This window comes from Planotetraspora mira (assembly GCF_016863275.1).
Lineage (GTDB): Bacteria > Actinomycetota > Actinomycetes > Streptosporangiales > Streptosporangiaceae > Planotetraspora > Planotetraspora mira.
Genome location: NZ_BOOO01000005.1, coordinates 64,505 through 79,766, shown reverse-complemented (window position 1 = coordinate 79,766; position 15,262 = coordinate 64,505). Strand labels below are relative to the sequence as shown.

Here is a 15,262-nt window from a genome sequence, read left to right as displayed (position 1 = left end):
GCCGCCCGCCGGTCCGGTTGCGCTTCAACGCGGCGGGCGGCGTGGTTCCGGTGGCCTCACTCGGCGCGAGCCGTACCCAGATCGCGATCTGCGACCTCGCGGGCGACGTGCTGGTGCGCACCGATCTCGACATCGACGTCGAGGAGGGGCCCGACGTCGTGCTGCCGCTGCTCATGGACACCTGGACGAAGCTGCTCGACAGGCAGGCGCCCGTCGTCGGAGTCGGCCTCGGCGTGCCGGCGACCGTGGAGTTCGCCGCCGGGCGGACCGAGAGCGCCCGGGTGATGGCGAGCTGGACCGGTGTGGTCATCCCGCCGATCATCGCCGAGCGGTTCCCGGTGCCGGTGCTCGTCGACAACGACGTGAACGTCATCGCGATGGGGGAGCACCGCGTGGTCTACGCCTCCGAACTCGACGACCTGCTCTTCGTGAAGGTCTCGACCCGGATCGGCGCCGGGGTCATCTCCGGGGGAAGCATCCTGCGCGGCGCGCTGGGCGCGGCCGGCGAGATCGGCCACATCCCGGTCAGGGACGGCGGGGGAGTGTTGTGCCGTTGCGGCAACCTCGACTGCGTCGACTCGGTGGCCAGCGGCACCGCCATCCTGCGTGACCTCCGCGCCAAGGGCCGCGAGGTCCTCACGCTGGCCGACGTGACCGCACTGGTCCGCGCGGGCGACGCCGAGACCATGGCGGTCGTACGGCAGGCCGGGCGGTGGCTGGGCGAGGTGATCTCCGGGGCGGTGAACCTGCTCAACCCGGCCGTCGTGGTGCTCGGGGGTGACATCGCGGAGATGTTCCAGCCGCTGGTGTCGGGCGTCCGCGAGGTCATCTACCAGCGCTCGACCCAGCTCGCGACCCGCAGCCTCAGGATCGAGCGCAGCACCCTCGGCCCCGGCGCGGGCCTGACCGGGTGCGCGCTCATGGTCCTCGACCATGTCCTGTCGGCCGACGCGGTGGACGCGGCGACCGGCTGACCGGCCGGAGCGATGCGCCGACCGGCCGAACGTCCGGCCCGTCGCCCATCACTGGTCTCCGGCGCCCTCTGTCAGCGCTCGTTCGCGTGGTCCCGCGCGTGGTCGTGTGGATGGGGGAACAACAGGCAGCGCAAGGCGTACTCGAGGGCTTGCGGACTGGCCGCGGGGATCGGCCAGGGCAGGCGGATGAACCGGTCCTCACCGGGGCCCTCGGCGGACCCGTCCGACTTGATCGTGGCGCCGTAGCGGTCGAGTTCCCAGAGCCACGCGCCGGTGGCGGGCTCTCCCATCAGGAGCCCGAGTGCCAGACTCAGCTGCTCGCGGTGCGCCGCGTTGATGTGGCCGATCATGCGCTCGGCCGCGTGCACGAAGGGGTCGGGCCGGGCGTCCAGGTACTCGTCGGCGTCGAGCAGTCCGGACTCCTGCCCGGTCAGGTACACGACGTGGGCCACGTCGACGCGCACGAGGCGCGGCGCGCCGCCCTCCAGCGCCGCGAACAGGTCCTCGTCCGGGCAGCTCTCGGCGATCGCGATCGCCGTTTCGCGCCCTTCGTCCTCGGGCACCGCCTGGGTCCACCCCCGCACCTTCAGCAGGCCGCGGGCCTTCTCCTCGCCGTCCACGGCGCGCACGGCCACGAGGTCGACGGTCACCACGGTCTCCGGGGCGGAGCCGTACAGGGCTTCGCCGGGTTTGACCAGCAGCACGGGCCGGCCCTGCGCGTCGACGCCGCCGCGGGCCGGGCAGGCGGGGAGGTCGGTCCCGGCGATGGACACGTGGGTCGGAGCGGCCATGGCGGCGAGGGTCCTGACCCGCTCGGGGATCGGGGGAGCCGCGACGGGGTGCTGCATGACTCTCCTTGAGTGCCGTCAATCGATTAGGTTAGTCTTACCTTAGTAAGGATTACCTAACTTGGGAAGGCGGAGTACATGCGTTACACAGGGCCGAAGGTGCGGTTGTCGCGCCGGGCGGGCGTCCCGTTGACCCGCAAGGCGGTCAAGTACTTCGAGGCCCGGCCGTACCCGCCTGGAGAGCACGGCCGCAAGACCAACCGGCGCACCACCGGCGACTACGGCATGCGCCTGCTGGAGAAGCAGAAGCTGCGCTGGTACTACGACGTCTCGGAGAGGCAGCTGCGCCGGTACTGGGACCTGGCGGCGCGCAGGCCGGGCCGGTCCGGGGAGGAGCTGCTGGTCATCCTCGAGACCCGGCTCGCCTCGCTCGTGCTGCGGGCCGGGCTCGCCCCGTCCATCTACGCCGCCCGGCAGTACGTCAACCACGGTCACATCACGGTGGACGGCCGTAAGGTCGACATCCCGAGCTACCTCGTCAAGCCGGGCCAGGTCGTGGGCGTCCGTGCCAGGTCCCGCGCGATGCAGCCGTTCGTCGCCGCAGCCGAGGGCGTCTACGCCGACGACCGCATCGCTCCGTACCTCTCGGTCGACCACGGGGAACTGCGTTTCACCCTGGTCGAGCGTCCCACGCGCGAACACATCGTGGTCCCCGTCGACGAGCAACTCGTCGTCGAGCACTATTCGCGCTAGCCGGGTCTGTGGGGCGGCAGGTCACCGAGCTGGTCCTCGATCGCCGGGGCGCCGAGCCGGTTGTCGACCTCGATGTACGGCACGACGGGCGGTTCGTCCACGCGGATCGCCCGCAGGTAGTCGTCGAACCGGTCGAGCTTGCCGCCGTCCCTCGGCGAACTCCGCCTTTCGAGCCGCTCGCGCAGGGTGGGGCCGTCGGAGCGGATCCAGATGAGATGGATGTCGGGGCCGCCCAGTTCCGCCGTCCATTCGCGCCAGCGCGCGGCGTCGTGGACCTGGCCGGTGAACGGCCCGCTGAGCATGACCGGGCAGCCGTGTGAGCGGATCTCCGTGGCCGTCGCGGTCAGCCCGGCGTATTCGTGCCGCTTGACGTGCTCGTCGTACCACGCGCCCTCACGCTCGCCCGGCGGCCGGTCGTGGCTCGCGAGCGTGGCCTCGACGAATCCGCCGTAGACGGTGTCCTTGTCCAGGAGCGCGGGCACGGGGAGGAGCCGGCTCAGGAGGATCGAGCAGACCGTCGACTTACCTGAGCCGGGCGGCCCCGACACGACCCACACGGGTGCCGCCATCCCGCCTCCCCGATTCCGTCCGCTCATCTCATCGTGCCCGCGCCGGGGCGGGCACACCGAACCGCGAGCCTAGAAGCCGCACAACTCGTCGAGAGTCTTGGCCCCGTCCTTGTTCGGGGTGGGCGTCTCGTGAGACTTCGACTTGGTCTTCGTCGGCGTGGGCGTCGATGTCGCGTTGGCGGCGACGGTTCCCGTGCCGGCCGTCGAATCCTTGATCGCCTGACTGGTGAGAGTACGGATCTTCTTCCAGTCCGGATCGCCGGTGTAGATCAGCGGGGGCACGAACTGCAGGCTGGTGATCTTGGCGCCCTTCACCTTCAGGCCGAGGGGGACCAGGTGCTCCAGCAGGTCGCGGGGGATGTCGGTGCGGAACATGTGACGGGCGGCCGCCGCGATCTTGGTGAAGTTGGCGAGGAAGGTGGCCGGAGTGATCTGCTGCGCCATCGCCCCGATCACACAGCGCTGACGGGCCATCCGGGAGTAGTCGTCGCTGTCCACGCGGGACCGGCCGTACCAGAGCACCTGCTCGCCGTCGAGTTGCCGATACCCCGCCTTGATCGTGCCGGCGGTGCCGAAGTGCCCGCCCCACTTGATGTCACGCTCGACCCTGATCTTCAGTCCGCCGACGGCGTCGATCAGCGCCGCGAAGCCGAACATGTCGACGATCGCGTAGTAGTCGATGTGCAGGCCGAGCGTGTAGCCGATCGCGTCGCGCAGCGCCTGGGCGCCGCGGTTCTTTCCGCCCATGATCTGGGGGTTGTTGTCCGCGTAGTACCAGACCGAGTTGAGCAGGCCCTGGCCCTCGGCGTCGAAACCGTTGGGGAACTGCTTGTGGAGCGGGCTCGACGGGGGGAAGCGCACGTACTGCAGGTTGCGCGGGAGGCTGATCAGGACGGTGTTGCCACTGGCGATGTCGACGCTCGCGACGGTCATGGAGTCGGTCCGCACGCCGATCCTGTTGCCCGCCGCGTCACCGCCGAGCAGCAGGAAGTTCACCCGCTTGCGCCCGTTCCACGGGTCCTCGGCCCTGACGGGGGACGCGGTCACGCCGGGTGAGTCGATCTCTGGCGCGGTGACGGCGTCGAGGAGGTCGTTCGCGGTCTTGACTGTGCTGACGGTGAAGGCGAAGGGGGCCGTCACCGCGAGGCACAGGACGCCCACCATGATGCCCGCCACCACCTGGCCGCCCCGGGGCAGACGGTCGGGGCGGAGCGCCATGAACGAGAACAGGATCAGCGCGAACCAGGCGAGCGCGCACACGCCCGCGCCGATCATGACGGCGTTGAGCGTGCTGTCCCTGAGCGCGGCGCCCGCGTTCTGCGTGAGTTGCAGGCCGAAGACGACCAGGCCCGCGAGCGCGGCGCCGAAGACGCCGAGCAGGATGAACCCGGTGGTCCGCCTGCCCGCTCTCAGGTGCGCCGCTCCGGGGATCACCGCGGAAAGGGCCGTCCACCCGATCAAGGAACCCGTCGTCACCGGGCGCCCGAAACGGGGCCCCCCGCCGGCAGGGCGTGGTCGCCGCTTGCCTCCGGACTTGTCAGCCGTCCCCCGTGAGGCTTGACTCACCACTGGCTCCCCTCCCGTAAAAGCTTGGCACGGGATTGTAGCCATAAATTCGGACAAGTCCGGCGTTATTCTTCCTCTCTATCGATAGTTATGAAAAAGAGGCCGCATCCTGCGTTTTGGGAAGAAGGAACGGATGTGCGGATCTTCGATCACGCCGCTCGGTGACACCTCGCCCAAGTGCGGTGAATGTACGACAAAAGTCACTGATTTCCCATCCGTCACGGATGTAGCAACAACCGGGCACAATGCGTAATCATCCGAGGTGATCTCTGCGATGTTCCGGAATCGCCGGGCTCGTCTGCCCTAGCGTTTTTCGTATGAATCTGCAGCAGCTCCGTTATGTCGTCGCCACCGCGGAGCACCGCACCATGACCGATGCCGCAAGATCGCTTTACATCGCCCAGCCCGCCCTTTCCCGCGCGATACGAGACCTTGAGCGGGAGCTCGGAATGACGCTCTTCGCGCGCTCGGGCAGGGGTGTGGTGGTGACGGCGCACGGTCGCCGCGTGGTCAAGCTCGCGCGGGAGGCGCTCGACGCCGTCCATGAGATCGAGGCGCTGGCGACGAACACGCCGTCGTCGGGTTCGGAGCTCCGGGTCGCCTCGACCCCCAGTCTGGAACCCGGTCTCGCGGGGCGCCTGCTGCCCGCCTATGTGGCCGAGCATCCGGACGTCCGGGTGCACATCGTGAGATGCGAGGGCCGCGAGGCCGTGGTGAGCGCCGTCCGCGAGCAGCGCGCCGACCTCGGCCTGACCGACCTCCCGGTGCCGACCGATCTCGTCAGCCATCCGGTCGAACGCCAGGAGATCGTGCTGATCTCGCCTCCCGGCGCGGATCTGCCGAATCCCGTCCCGCTGGCACGGCTGAACGGCCTCCGGCTGGTCCTGCCCGCACCGGGAAGCCCCCGGCGGCGGGAGTTCGACCACATCTTCGCGACCTACGGCGTGCGCCCCATCCCCGCGGTGGAGACGGACGAGCGCGGCGGCTGGCTGCGTGCCGTCCGGGACGGCAAGGCGTCCTTGTTGTGGTACCGCGGCATGGCCGACCAGGCGGCCCGCACGGGACTGGTGGTCCGCTCCCTCGATCCCCAGCTCAAGAAGATCATCGCTGTGGTCCATGTCCGCAAGCGGCTGACCACGGTGGCGCAGGACTTCCTGACCCTGGCGGAAGGCGGCTCCGCCGCCTGATCGCCGGCAGCATTGTTGGAGCGTTCCAACATCCCGGATCGCGCGGGCGGCCGAGGCGGACGGCGCCGAGTAGTCTGGCCACGATGTCTACTCCGTCTGCTCTGCGTCTTCGGGGCCGCACGTTCGGGCCGGGCGAATTCGCCGTCATGGCCGTCGTCAACCGGACACCCGACTCCTTCTACGACAGGGGGGCGACCTTCGGCTTCACCGCCGCCGTGGACGCGGCCACGCGCCTGATCGACGAGGGCGCCGACATCGTCGACATCGGCGGTGTGAAGGCCGGTCCCGGCGACGTCGTCGACCCGGCGGAGGAGATCGACCGGGTCGCGGGCGTGGTCGCGGCCGTCAGGGAGCGCCATCCGGATGTGATCATCAGTGTCGACACCTGGCGGTCCGAGGTGGCCAAGGTGGTCGCGGACGCCGGGGCCGACCTGCTGAACGACACCTGGGGCGGGGTCGATCCCGGGCTGGCCGAGGTCGCCGGGGCGTACGGCATCGGCCTCGTGTGCGCCCACGCCGGCCGGGTGGAGCCGCGGACCCGGCCGCACCGGATCGGCTACGCCGACATCGTGGCCGACGTGATCGGCTACACCACCGCCCTGGCCGAGCGGGCGGTCTCCCTGGGGGTTCGCCGGGACGCCGTGCTCATCGACCCCGCCCACGACTTCGGCAAGAACACCTGGCACTCGCTGGAGGTCACCCGGCGGCTCGGAGAACTGGTCGCGACGGGCTGGCCCGTCCTGGTGGCCGTCTCCAACAAGGACTTCGTGGGGGAGACGCTGGGCGGCCTGCCCGTCGAGCGGCGGCATGAGGGAACGCTGGCGACCCTCGCCGTGTCGGCGGTGCAGGGCGCCCGGGTCTTCCGCGTCCACGACGCGGCCGGCGCACGCGCCGCCCTCGCCGCCGTGGCCAGGCTCAGGGACGGGTGAGGCCGGTCCGCTCCGGTGGAGGCGGGCCGGGCGTCAGGAGTACATGACGGACAGGAAGCGGACCAGGATCGCCTCACGGGTCGCGGCGGGCAGCGCGTCGAGCACCGCGTTCACCACAGCCATCTCGGGTTGCCCGGCGCCGCCGGAGCCGCGCAGGTCGATGCCGACGGACGCGGCGAGTTCGGCGAAGGTGGCGTCGTCGAGGGCGTCGAGGTCGAGCCCGGCGATCAGCTCGGGAAGACCGTCGGGGACCACGGCCGGCCCCTTGGCCCGGGCGGCCTCGGTGGCGGCGGCGATGACCTCGAGCAGGGCGTCGACGCCCGACAGGGTGACGCCGGTGACGGTGATGTGCAGGTTGGCGGGGATCCCCGCGTACGAGAGCTGGGGCTGGAGGAACCAGCCGAGCCTCCTGGCCTCGTCGGAGACCACGAAGACGTCGACCTCGGGGGTCCCGGCGATGGCGACCAGCGACGACTCCGGCTCGCCGAGCACGCGCAGGCCCGGGATCGCGCCGACGCCCTTGACGAGCCGCCGGGTAGCCTCCAGGGTCGTACGGCCCAGCTCCCGGTAGCCCTGCGTGCCGAGGGCCTGGAGCGTGCCCCACGCGCCGCCGAGCGGGCCGGCCGACCGCGAGCTCTGCACGGTCGCGTTGATGATCGTGTAGCCCGGCCACGCCGCGGAGGCGAAGTAGGCCTTCCTGCGCAACTCGGCGTCCCGGAACAGCAGCACCGAGGCGCCCTTCGGGGCGTAGCCGAACTTGTGCAGGTCGCACGAGATCGACGTCACGCCGGGCACGCTCAGGTCGAACGGCGGGACGGCGGCCCCCGCCTCCCGGAGCCAGGGGAGCAGCCAGCCGCCCACGCAGGCGTCCACGTGGCAGAGCACGCCCCTCGCCGAGGCCAGCGCGGCGATCTCCTCGATCGGGTCGATCACGCCCTGGGGGTAGGAGGGCGCCGAGGCCACCACGAGGACGGTTCTGCCGGTGATCGCCGCGTCGACCGCCTCGGCGGAGACCTTGAAGGTGACCGGGTCGACCGGGACGGTGACCACGTCGAGGCCGAGGTAGTGGGCCGCCTTGTGGAACGCGGGGTGGGCGGTGACCGGCAGGACGATCTCTCCGCCGCCGGGGCCGGAGTCGCGGGCCGCCTTCACCGCCAGCATGATCGACTCGGTGCCGCCGCTGGTGAAGATCCCCGGCGCCTCCGGCCGCCCGAGGAGCTCCGCGACCGCGCCGACGACCTGCTTCTCGATCGCGACCATGCTGGGGAACGCCGTCGGATCGAGCATGTTGACCTCGAGCATCTCGGCGTAGGCCCGGTGGGCGGTCTCGTGGACCTCCGGCCGTCCCGTGTCGTAGACGTACGCCGTCACCTTGCCGCCGCGGACCGGAAGGTCGGCCGCCTTCAGTGCGGACAGTTCGGCGAGCAGGTCCTGCGCGGTCCTGCCGTGCTCGGGAAGCATGTCGATCTCCTCGCGTCACGAGGATGCTAACGGGAGTCACCCGGCCCGGCGAAGGGTCCTTCTCCTCGGCAGACCTGTGGGTTGAAACCGGTCTGACCTAACTCTTCAAGTGGGGTGCTCTTTGTGACGCTTTGTCGCTATGGTGGCCGCGAACCTCTGACTAGGTGGTGTGCATGCGGCACTTTTTCGGGCTGCTGCTGGGCGTCGTCGTCGCCGCGGCCGTTCTTCTCGGCGGTGGCTGGGCGTCGCAGGAGGTGGTCCGGGGCGCGGCCCAGAACCTCGATCCGGCCAAGGACACACGGATGCTGATCGCCATCGGCGTGATGGCGGTGGTGGGGCTGCTCCTGGGCCTCGTGCTGGTCGGCAGGGTCTCTCCACTGGCCACGTTCATCCCGTCCCTCGTGCTGCTGGCCTGGACCGTGGTCTACGTCCTCGACGTCTCCCGGGCCGCAGGGCTCGCTCCCACCGGCTCCGGCCTCCAGTTGGATCTCGCCCAGGCGGGCCGGGGCATGCTGAGCCTGTTGTCCACCGGGGTGTTCGGCATGCTCGGTGTGGCCCTGTTCGTGCCCGTGCTCATGCCGTCACGCTGGGCGGGTCCTGTGCGGGACGAGGAGGAGGAGTACGAGGAGACCGTCGGCTACTGAGGTAGAGGTGGGTGACGACCTCTTCGATGGAGTCCTCGCCTGGCACGATCGCCCGCAGGCCGGCGACCGTGCCGTCGAAGGCCAGCCGGCCGTGGTCGATGAGCATCACCCTGCGGCACAGGCGCTCGATGTCGCCCAGGTCGTGGGTCGTGAGCAGGATGGTCGTCCCGTTCTCGGCGTTGAGCCGCCGCAGGAAGTCCCGCACCCCCGCCTTGCTGACGACGTCGAGCCCGATGGTGGGTTCGTCGAGGATCAGGATCGGCGGGTCGTGGAGCAGCGCCGCGGTGATGTCGCCCTGCATCCGCTGCCCGAGGCTGAGTTGCCGCACCGGAGTGGTGAGGAAGTCGCCGATGTCGAGGAGCGCGCACAGCTCGTCCAGTCTCCTGCGGAACACTCCGCGATCTACTTTGTAAAGGAGCCGGACCAGTTCGAAACTGTCCTTGAGCGGCAGGTCCCACCACAACGTCGTCCGCTGGCCGAAGACCACGCCGATCTCGCGTGCGAGAGCCGTGCGGCGGCGTGAGGGGTCGAGCCCCGCCACCCGCAGGCGGCCGGAGGTGGGCGCGAGGATGCCCGTGAGCATCTTGATCGTCGTCGACTTCCCCGCTCCGTTCGGGCCAAGACAGCCGACGAACTCCCCGGCCTCGATGCCGAAGGACAGGTCCTGGACGGCGTGCGTCACCGTGCCGCGCACCTTGAACGTCCGCCCCAGGCGGTCGACCTCGATCATCTAGCTCCCCGTCGATCGGTAGTGGCGGATCCCGGTCCGCCACGCGAGGGCCGCGACGAGCGCCATCGCCGCGGCGGCGGCCGGTGAGAGGAAACGCAGCCAGTACGGCAGGCCGGACGGATCCTCCCGGCCGAGCACGTAGAGCCCCGGCTGCCAGTTCACGAACGCCAGTGGCAACACGAACGTGACACCGCGGACGAGGTCGGCGCTGTAGACGCTCAGGGGGTACTGGGTGAGCGTCGCACCGCCGCTCGTGAGGGAGTTCGTCAGGTCAGGCGCGTCGGTGAGCAGGAACTGGACCGCGCTGCCCAGCACCCAGACCGCCGTGAAGATCACGATCCCGGACAGGACCATCACCGGGATCATCCACACCCGGTCCCCGGGGACGTCCAGATGCGACAGTGCGATCGCGAGGATCACGGCGCCCTGGACCACCCGGCCGGCCCGGTACGGGACGAACCGGTCGGTGGCCATCTGCACGAACGGGCTCACCGGCCGGATGAGCATGGTGTCGAACGTGCCCGCCCTGATGTGCTGGCTGATCCGGTCGACGTTGCCGAACAGCAGGTCGGCCGTCGCGAAGGACAGGCAGGCCGCGCCGTACAGGAACATGACCTCGCTGAGGCCGAAGCCGCCGAGCGTGGTCGTGTTGGTGAAGATGACCCAGATCACGGCGACGTCCAGACCGCCGAGGACCATGCCTCCGAGGGTCATGAGCGTGAAGGACAGCGGATACTGGGCGGCCGCGCGGGTCCACGTCCAGACGAGAAGCACGTAAGTCCTGACCATGACGATCATCCCCCCTGGATCACCACCTTCCGGCGGGCCGCGGCCGTGACCGCGGCTCCGGCGCCGAGCAGGACGACCGCCCACGAGACCTGGAAGGCCAGGGCGTCGACGAGGGAGGTCTTGCCGAGGTAGACGTCGGTGGGCACCTGGACCATCGCCGCCCACGGCAACGCCCGGGCGAGCGTGCCCAGCCCGCCGGGGAAGATCACCAGCGGCACCATCAGTCCGCTGAAGAACGTGGTGAGGATCATCGACATCACCGAGAGCCCGCGATCGTCGATCACCCAGCACGTCGCGACCGCCACCAGGTAGCGCCAGCCGAAGCTGACGACGACGCCGAGCACGAAGCTGGTCAGGAAGGCGGCCCAGGTCACCACGTCGTCCGGGAGCAGGATGCCGAACAGCAGCGCGCCGGCGACGACGGGCACGACGCTCCGGATGAGGAACAGGCAGGCGGCACGGCCCAGGTCCTCCGACAGGTTCCACAACTGGAGGGAGGCCGGGCGGACCAGGTCGAGGGCGATGTCGCCGCTGCGGATCCGCTGCGGTATGTCCAGGCCGCCGCCGAAGACCTGCATCGGGCCGATGTACGCCTGGCTGAGGAAGGAGAAGGTGACGGCGTCGGTCAGGTCGTATCCGCCGAGGCCGGGCCGGGCGGTCCACAACGCGATCAGGACGTATGCGCGGAGGACCCCGAAGACGGTGTTGGTGAACGCTCCGGCGACCGCCGCGGCCCGGTAGGCCGCGTGTTTGCGGAAGCCGTACCAGACCAGCCGCAGATACAGGGCGAAGGTGGAGCACCTCCCCACGTGGAGACCACGCGATCGTAAATCATCGGTCGGCCAGGCGATAGACGAAACGCAGCCCCGACCAGACGGCGTCCACGGCGCAGACCTTGTTGTCGACCAGGCCCTGGCCGAGTCCGAAGGTCCTGACCCTGTCGTCGGACAGGTCGGTCTCCACCCCGCTCGACTTCTTCGGCCAGCAGACCCACAGCCCGCCGTCGCGCGCGAGCGTCTCCACCGCCGCTTGGAACCCCCGCCGCAACGCCGCCTCGTCGCGGCAGAAGAGCAGGATCACGTCGTACGGCTCGGGGCCGTCGTCGCCCTCGATGCCCAACTCCGGCGGGTCGGGCGAGGTTCCGACGAGCCGGACGCGGTGACCTGGCTTGATGCCGAGCTTCCTCACCAGCGGTAGTCCGGCATATCTACTCATATCGGGGGGATCCTCAGACTGTGAACGTTACTGGACCGTAACAACTCTGTAAGGCAGGTGAAACGTACCAACCGGTAGAACGATTGCCTAGCCGGGTATGTCCCTTTTGGGAGGTTTGCATGTCGGACGAGATCGACGCGGACATTCATCCGGAATATCCGGTCAGCTGGCAGGCGGCGGCACTCAACGGGGTCCTGCGCGGCACGATGAAACCGATCTCCACCATCCTCCTTCGGAACACAACCGGCATGGCCGTCGCCAGCCGGTTGATCTGTCTCGGCGAGCGGGTCCCCGGGATGCTGCCCAAGCACGTCACGGTACGGCGGGAGCGATTCGAGTCCTGCGCGGGCGAGTGGGTGCGAGGCGGGGACGACATCGATGAGAGCAAGGCGCTTCTGTATTTCCACGGAGGCGCCTACTTCATCTGCTCCGCGGCCACGCACCGCCCCATCACCTGGAGGCTGTCGGCGGTCGCCAAGCGGCCGGTGCTGGCGATCGACTATCGGCAGGGGCCGATCCACACCCTCGCCCACTCGCTGACCGACGCCCTCGAGGCCTACCAGTCTCTTCTCGACCGCGGGCACCGTCCCAAGGACATCCTGCTCGCGGGAGACTCGGCCGGCGGTCATCTGGCCCTGGCCACCCTGCTCTCCCTGCGCGACCAGGGCCGGCCGCTGCCCGCCGCCGCGATCTGCATGTCTCCCTGGACGGACCTCAGCGACGTGCGCCGCCGGGTCAACTGCTGGTCCGACCCGCTGCTTCCCGCGGGCCGGGTGGACTGGCTCGCCCGGCGCTGGACCGACGGCCTCGACTGCCGCGACCCTCTGGTCTCGCCCGTGTTCGGCGACTACACCGGCATCCCCCCGCTGATGATCGTGACGGGTTCCACGGAGATCCTGCGTGACGACGGCCGCAGGGTCGCGGCGAGCGCCAGGGAGAACGGCGTCCCGGTGACCTACGAAGAGTGGAACCGCATGCCGCACGTCTTCGCGATCCTCGCCGACGTCGTCCCCGAGGCGCGACTGGTCTTCCAGCACATCTCCCGTTTCATCGGAGCGGTCGAGGCGCGGTCGGAGCGATCCGGGCAGGAAGCCGCGTGATGTAGTTATTTGTAACCAATGAGACGCTTGTGACCTGCGGTTTCCCAAATTCCTCTTACCTAAAGGTGCCATTGGCCTTACCTCGGATGCCCCTTCCGGTCAGTCCCGCCCCTGTCGCGTTCCAAGAGAGCACAGTGTGCTGTGCGGTACTTCCGTGAGAGAGGCAGCTTCCGGATGGCGCGTGGCGGAAACGGCCCCCAGAACGGCATGCCCCGGGGCGTGCGGCCGCTGACGGTGGGCGATCCGGTGATCATCGGGCGATACCTGCTTCTCGGGCGCCTCGGCAGCGGCGGCATGGGCGTGGTCTACCTGGCCGAGCATCCCGAGGGCGGCCTGGTGGCGGTGAAGACGCCCCACTCGATGCACCTGTCGGACCCCACGCTCCGGGCGAGGTTCGCCGAGGAGGCCGAATTCTCCCGCCGCGTGGTGCCCTTCTACACCGCGACCGCGATCGAGGACGGCTTCGACCGCGACCGCCCCTACCTCGTCACCGACTATATCCCCGGGCCCGCGCTCTCCCAGGTGGTCATCCACGGCGGACCGCTCACTCCCGACCTCGCGTACGGCGTGGCCCTCGGCGCGGCGGCCGCCCTTCTCGCCACCCACGAGGCGGGCCTGGTCCACCGTGATCTCAAGCCCGCCAACGTGCTGCTGTCTCCCCGCGGTCCCTTCGTCATCGACTTCGGAATCGCCCGTGACGTGGACACCGCCACCGCCCACACCCAGGCGGGCCAGATCATGGGAAGTCCCGGCTGGGTCGCCCCCGAACGGCTGACCGGCGGCCCCGCGATCCCGGCCTCGGACGTCTTCTCCTGGGGCTGCCTCGTCGCGTTCGCCGCCACGGGGCTCCACCCGTTCGGCACGGGGGAACTCGACGTGGTCAGCCGGCGGATCCTGGTGGAGGAGCCGCGCATCGCGGGCGTGCCCCGGTTGTTGTGGGACAGCGTCTCCGCGTCGCTGCGCAAGGAGCCCGCCGAGCGTCCCGACGCCGGAGAGTTGCTCTCGGCGTTGCTCGCCGTGGGGGGGATCGCCATGCCGGGGGACGTCCGCGACGCCGTCGGGCGGATCATGCGCGAGACCTGGCAGGCCGTGCCGTACCCGGAGGACGACGAGGAGGTCACGGCCGAGCGGGCGCACGGCAGGACCTCACGCCGCAGGGTGGGCAAGACGGGTGGTCACGCCACCCACGCGGGGTTCGCCGCCCTGGCGACGGTCACGATCGCCGCGATGACCGTGGTCGCGACGGGGTCCGGGGTGGCCCGTCTCAGAGGCGGCACCGAGCCTCCCCCAGTCGTCCCCGTGGTGATGCCGGGAGACGAGGCCGCGTCCTTGCCGCAGCAGACCCCGCCGCCTCCGCGCCCGCCGTCGACGACCCTCAGCCCCGTCGTCCGCACGACGGTCACCGCGACGGCGGCCGTCGTCCCCTTCGCGAGGGGAGGGCAGCCGGTGAGGTCGGCCCCGCCGGTGGACCCGTGCGCTATCGGGGCGGAGAGGCCGGCGGGCTGCGAACCGTCGCAACCGCCGCCACCGGCACCGCCGTCGCCCGACAATCCCCAGCCGTCTCCCGACGACGGGGTGCCGCCTGAGCCGAGCCCCTCTCCCGTGCCCAGCCCCGAGGTGAGCCCCAGCCCGAGCGCGAGCCTCGTCCCCCCGGCCGGCTGACCGCACCTGGGAGTGGTGCATCCTTGGGCGCATGGAGGCAGCGCTCGAGCTTGACGACATGACGGTCCGCGTGGTCGGCCGCACCCTGGTGTCCGAGGTGAACTGGAGGGTGGATCACGGGCAGCACTGGGTCCTCCTCGGGCCCAACGGCGCCGGGAAGACCACGATGCTCTCAGTGGCCGCGGCCGTCCGCCATCCGAGTTCGGGAAGCGCCACGGTGTTGGGGAAGCGGCTAGGCAGGACCGATCTGCGTGAATTGCGCCGGAACATCGGTCTGGTGGCCGCCAGCCAGCGACTGGTCGACGAGGCGCTCCTGGAGGAGGAGGTCGCGACCGCGCTGACGGTCGTCCTCACCGGGCACACCGGGACGAGCGCGCCGCTCTGGGACCGGTACGGCGACGCGGAGCGGGAGCGGGCCCACCGGCTGCTCGCCGACCTCGGGTGCAAGGAACTGGCCGACCGCCCTTTTCTGGTGTGCTCCCAGGGGGAGAAGGCGCGGATCCGGGTGGCCAGGGCGCTGATGGCCGATCCGGCGATCCTGCTGCTCGACGAGCCGTTCGCGGGTCTCGACCTGCCCGCCAGGGAGGACCTGATCGAGGCGCTGGAAGACCTCGCGCGCACGCGTGACGGCCTGACGACCGTGCTGGTCACGCACCACCTGGAGGAGGTGCCCGCGACCACCACCCACGCGTTGCTGATGAAGGACACGCGTGTGGTCGCCGCCGGCCCGGTGGAGGAGGTCCTCACCGGACCCGCCCTGTCGGACTGCTTCGGGCGGCCGCTCCGGCTCGATTCCGTCGACGGCCGGTGGTACGCGCGGGCCGTACGGGCCTGACGCGCGTCGCCTGGGACGACACGGTCAGGCCCCGCCGGTGGCCGTCAGATCCCGAGGGGT

The 15,262-nt window shown here is 70.2% G+C and carries 16 protein-coding genes; 8 read left to right on the top strand and 8 right to left on the bottom strand.

What is annotated here, in order from left to right; all coding sequences use genetic code 11:
• The coding region (locus tag Pmi06nite_RS06480; protein WP_203951939.1) for an ROK family protein at positions 1-974 on the top strand (974 nt) is incomplete at its 5' end.
• Positions 975-1,045: 71 nt separating this feature from the next.
• On the opposite strand, the gene Pmi06nite_RS06475 is transcribed toward Pmi06nite_RS06480, so the two are convergent.
• Entirely contained in the window at positions 1,046-1,822 is a 777-nt protein-coding gene (locus tag Pmi06nite_RS06475; RefSeq protein ID WP_203951938.1) for a DUF2470 domain-containing protein, read from the bottom strand.
• Between the two features lie 78 nt (positions 1,823-1,900).
• Between Pmi06nite_RS06475 and rpsD the strand changes: the two genes are divergently transcribed.
• Positions 1,901-2,515 carry a 30S ribosomal protein S4 gene (rpsD, locus tag Pmi06nite_RS06470; protein ID WP_203951937.1) on the top strand — a complete coding sequence of 205 codons (615 nt, stop codon included), beginning with the start codon at positions 1,901-1,903 and terminating at the stop codon, positions 2,513-2,515.
• Here rpsD and Pmi06nite_RS06465 read toward each other — a convergent pair.
• Entirely contained in the window at positions 2,512-3,084 is a 573-nt protein-coding gene (locus tag Pmi06nite_RS06465; RefSeq protein WP_203951936.1) for a P-loop nucleotide/nucleoside kinase family protein, read from the bottom strand. The two genes, rpsD and Pmi06nite_RS06465, sit on opposite strands and share 4 nt — an antisense overlap.
• Positions 3,085-3,153: 69 nt before the next feature.
• Positions 3,154-4,545, bottom strand: a complete 1,392-nt coding sequence (locus Pmi06nite_RS06460; RefSeq protein ID WP_239113714.1) for an LCP family protein — start codon at positions 4,543-4,545, stop codon at positions 3,154-3,156.
• A 422-nt stretch (positions 4,546-4,967) separates the two neighbouring features.
• On the opposite strand from Pmi06nite_RS06460, the gene Pmi06nite_RS06455 reads away from it, so the two are divergent.
• Together Pmi06nite_RS06455 and folP are read left to right on the top strand one after the other, a co-directional pair.
• Positions 4,968-5,837: a LysR family transcriptional regulator gene (locus Pmi06nite_RS06455; RefSeq protein ID WP_203951934.1), complete on the top strand. Its 870-nt coding sequence runs from the start codon at positions 4,968-4,970 to the stop codon at positions 5,835-5,837.
• An 83-nt stretch (positions 5,838-5,920) separates the two neighbouring features.
• The gene (gene folP / locus Pmi06nite_RS06450) at positions 5,921-6,766 is read left to right on the top strand and encodes a dihydropteroate synthase (RefSeq protein WP_203951933.1); all 846 of its coding nucleotides are present in this window, start codon (positions 5,921-5,923) and stop codon (positions 6,764-6,766) included.
• Positions 6,767-6,799: 33 nt separating this feature from the next.
• On the opposite strand, the gene Pmi06nite_RS06445 is transcribed toward folP, so the two are convergent.
• Positions 6,800-8,227: a pyridoxal phosphate-dependent decarboxylase family protein gene (locus Pmi06nite_RS06445; protein ID WP_203951932.1), complete on the bottom strand. Its 1,428-nt coding sequence runs from the start codon at positions 8,225-8,227 to the stop codon at positions 6,800-6,802.
• A 173-nt stretch (positions 8,228-8,400) separates the two neighbouring features.
• On the opposite strand from Pmi06nite_RS06445, the gene Pmi06nite_RS06440 reads away from it, so the two are divergent.
• Complete coding sequence (locus tag Pmi06nite_RS06440; RefSeq protein WP_203951931.1) at positions 8,401-8,871, top strand: hypothetical protein; 471 nt, start codon at positions 8,401-8,403, stop codon at positions 8,869-8,871.
• Here Pmi06nite_RS06440 and Pmi06nite_RS06435 read toward each other — a convergent pair.
• From Pmi06nite_RS06435 to Pmi06nite_RS06420, 4 genes are read right to left on the bottom strand one after another with little or no spacing between them, the layout of a single operon-like run.
• Complete coding sequence (locus tag Pmi06nite_RS06435; protein WP_203951930.1) at positions 8,801-9,601, bottom strand: ABC transporter ATP-binding protein; 801 nt, start codon at positions 9,599-9,601, stop codon at positions 8,801-8,803. The genes Pmi06nite_RS06440 and Pmi06nite_RS06435 overlap by 71 nt on opposite strands.
• A complete protein-coding gene (locus Pmi06nite_RS06430; protein ID WP_203951929.1) occupies positions 9,602-10,390 on the bottom strand; it encodes an ABC transporter permease in 789 nt (262 codons plus the stop codon).
• Between the two features lie 5 nt (positions 10,391-10,395).
• Positions 10,396-11,199 carry an ABC transporter permease gene (locus Pmi06nite_RS06425; RefSeq protein WP_239113713.1) on the bottom strand — a complete coding sequence of 268 codons (804 nt, stop codon included), beginning with the start codon at positions 11,197-11,199 and terminating at the stop codon, positions 10,396-10,398.
• Between the two features lie 22 nt (positions 11,200-11,221).
• Complete coding sequence (locus Pmi06nite_RS06420) at positions 11,222-11,605, bottom strand: DUF3052 family protein (RefSeq protein WP_203951928.1); 384 nt, start codon at positions 11,603-11,605, stop codon at positions 11,222-11,224.
• A 119-nt stretch (positions 11,606-11,724) separates the two neighbouring features.
• Here Pmi06nite_RS06420 and Pmi06nite_RS06415 point away from each other — a divergent pair, with 119 nt between their 5' ends.
• From Pmi06nite_RS06415 to Pmi06nite_RS06405, 3 genes are all read left to right on the top strand, one after another.
• A complete protein-coding gene (locus tag Pmi06nite_RS06415; protein WP_203951927.1) occupies positions 11,725-12,705 on the top strand; it encodes an alpha/beta hydrolase in 981 nt (326 codons plus the stop codon).
• Positions 12,706-12,879: 174 nt separating this feature from the next.
• Positions 12,880-14,367, top strand: coding sequence for a serine/threonine-protein kinase (locus Pmi06nite_RS06410; protein ID WP_203951926.1), 1,488 nt, complete (start codon positions 12,880-12,882; stop codon positions 14,365-14,367).
• Positions 14,368-14,398: 31 nt separating this feature from the next.
• Positions 14,399-15,202, top strand: a complete 804-nt coding sequence (locus Pmi06nite_RS06405; RefSeq protein ID WP_203951925.1) for an ABC transporter ATP-binding protein — start codon at positions 14,399-14,401, stop codon at positions 15,200-15,202.
• Positions 15,203-15,262 lie beyond the last annotated feature (60 nt).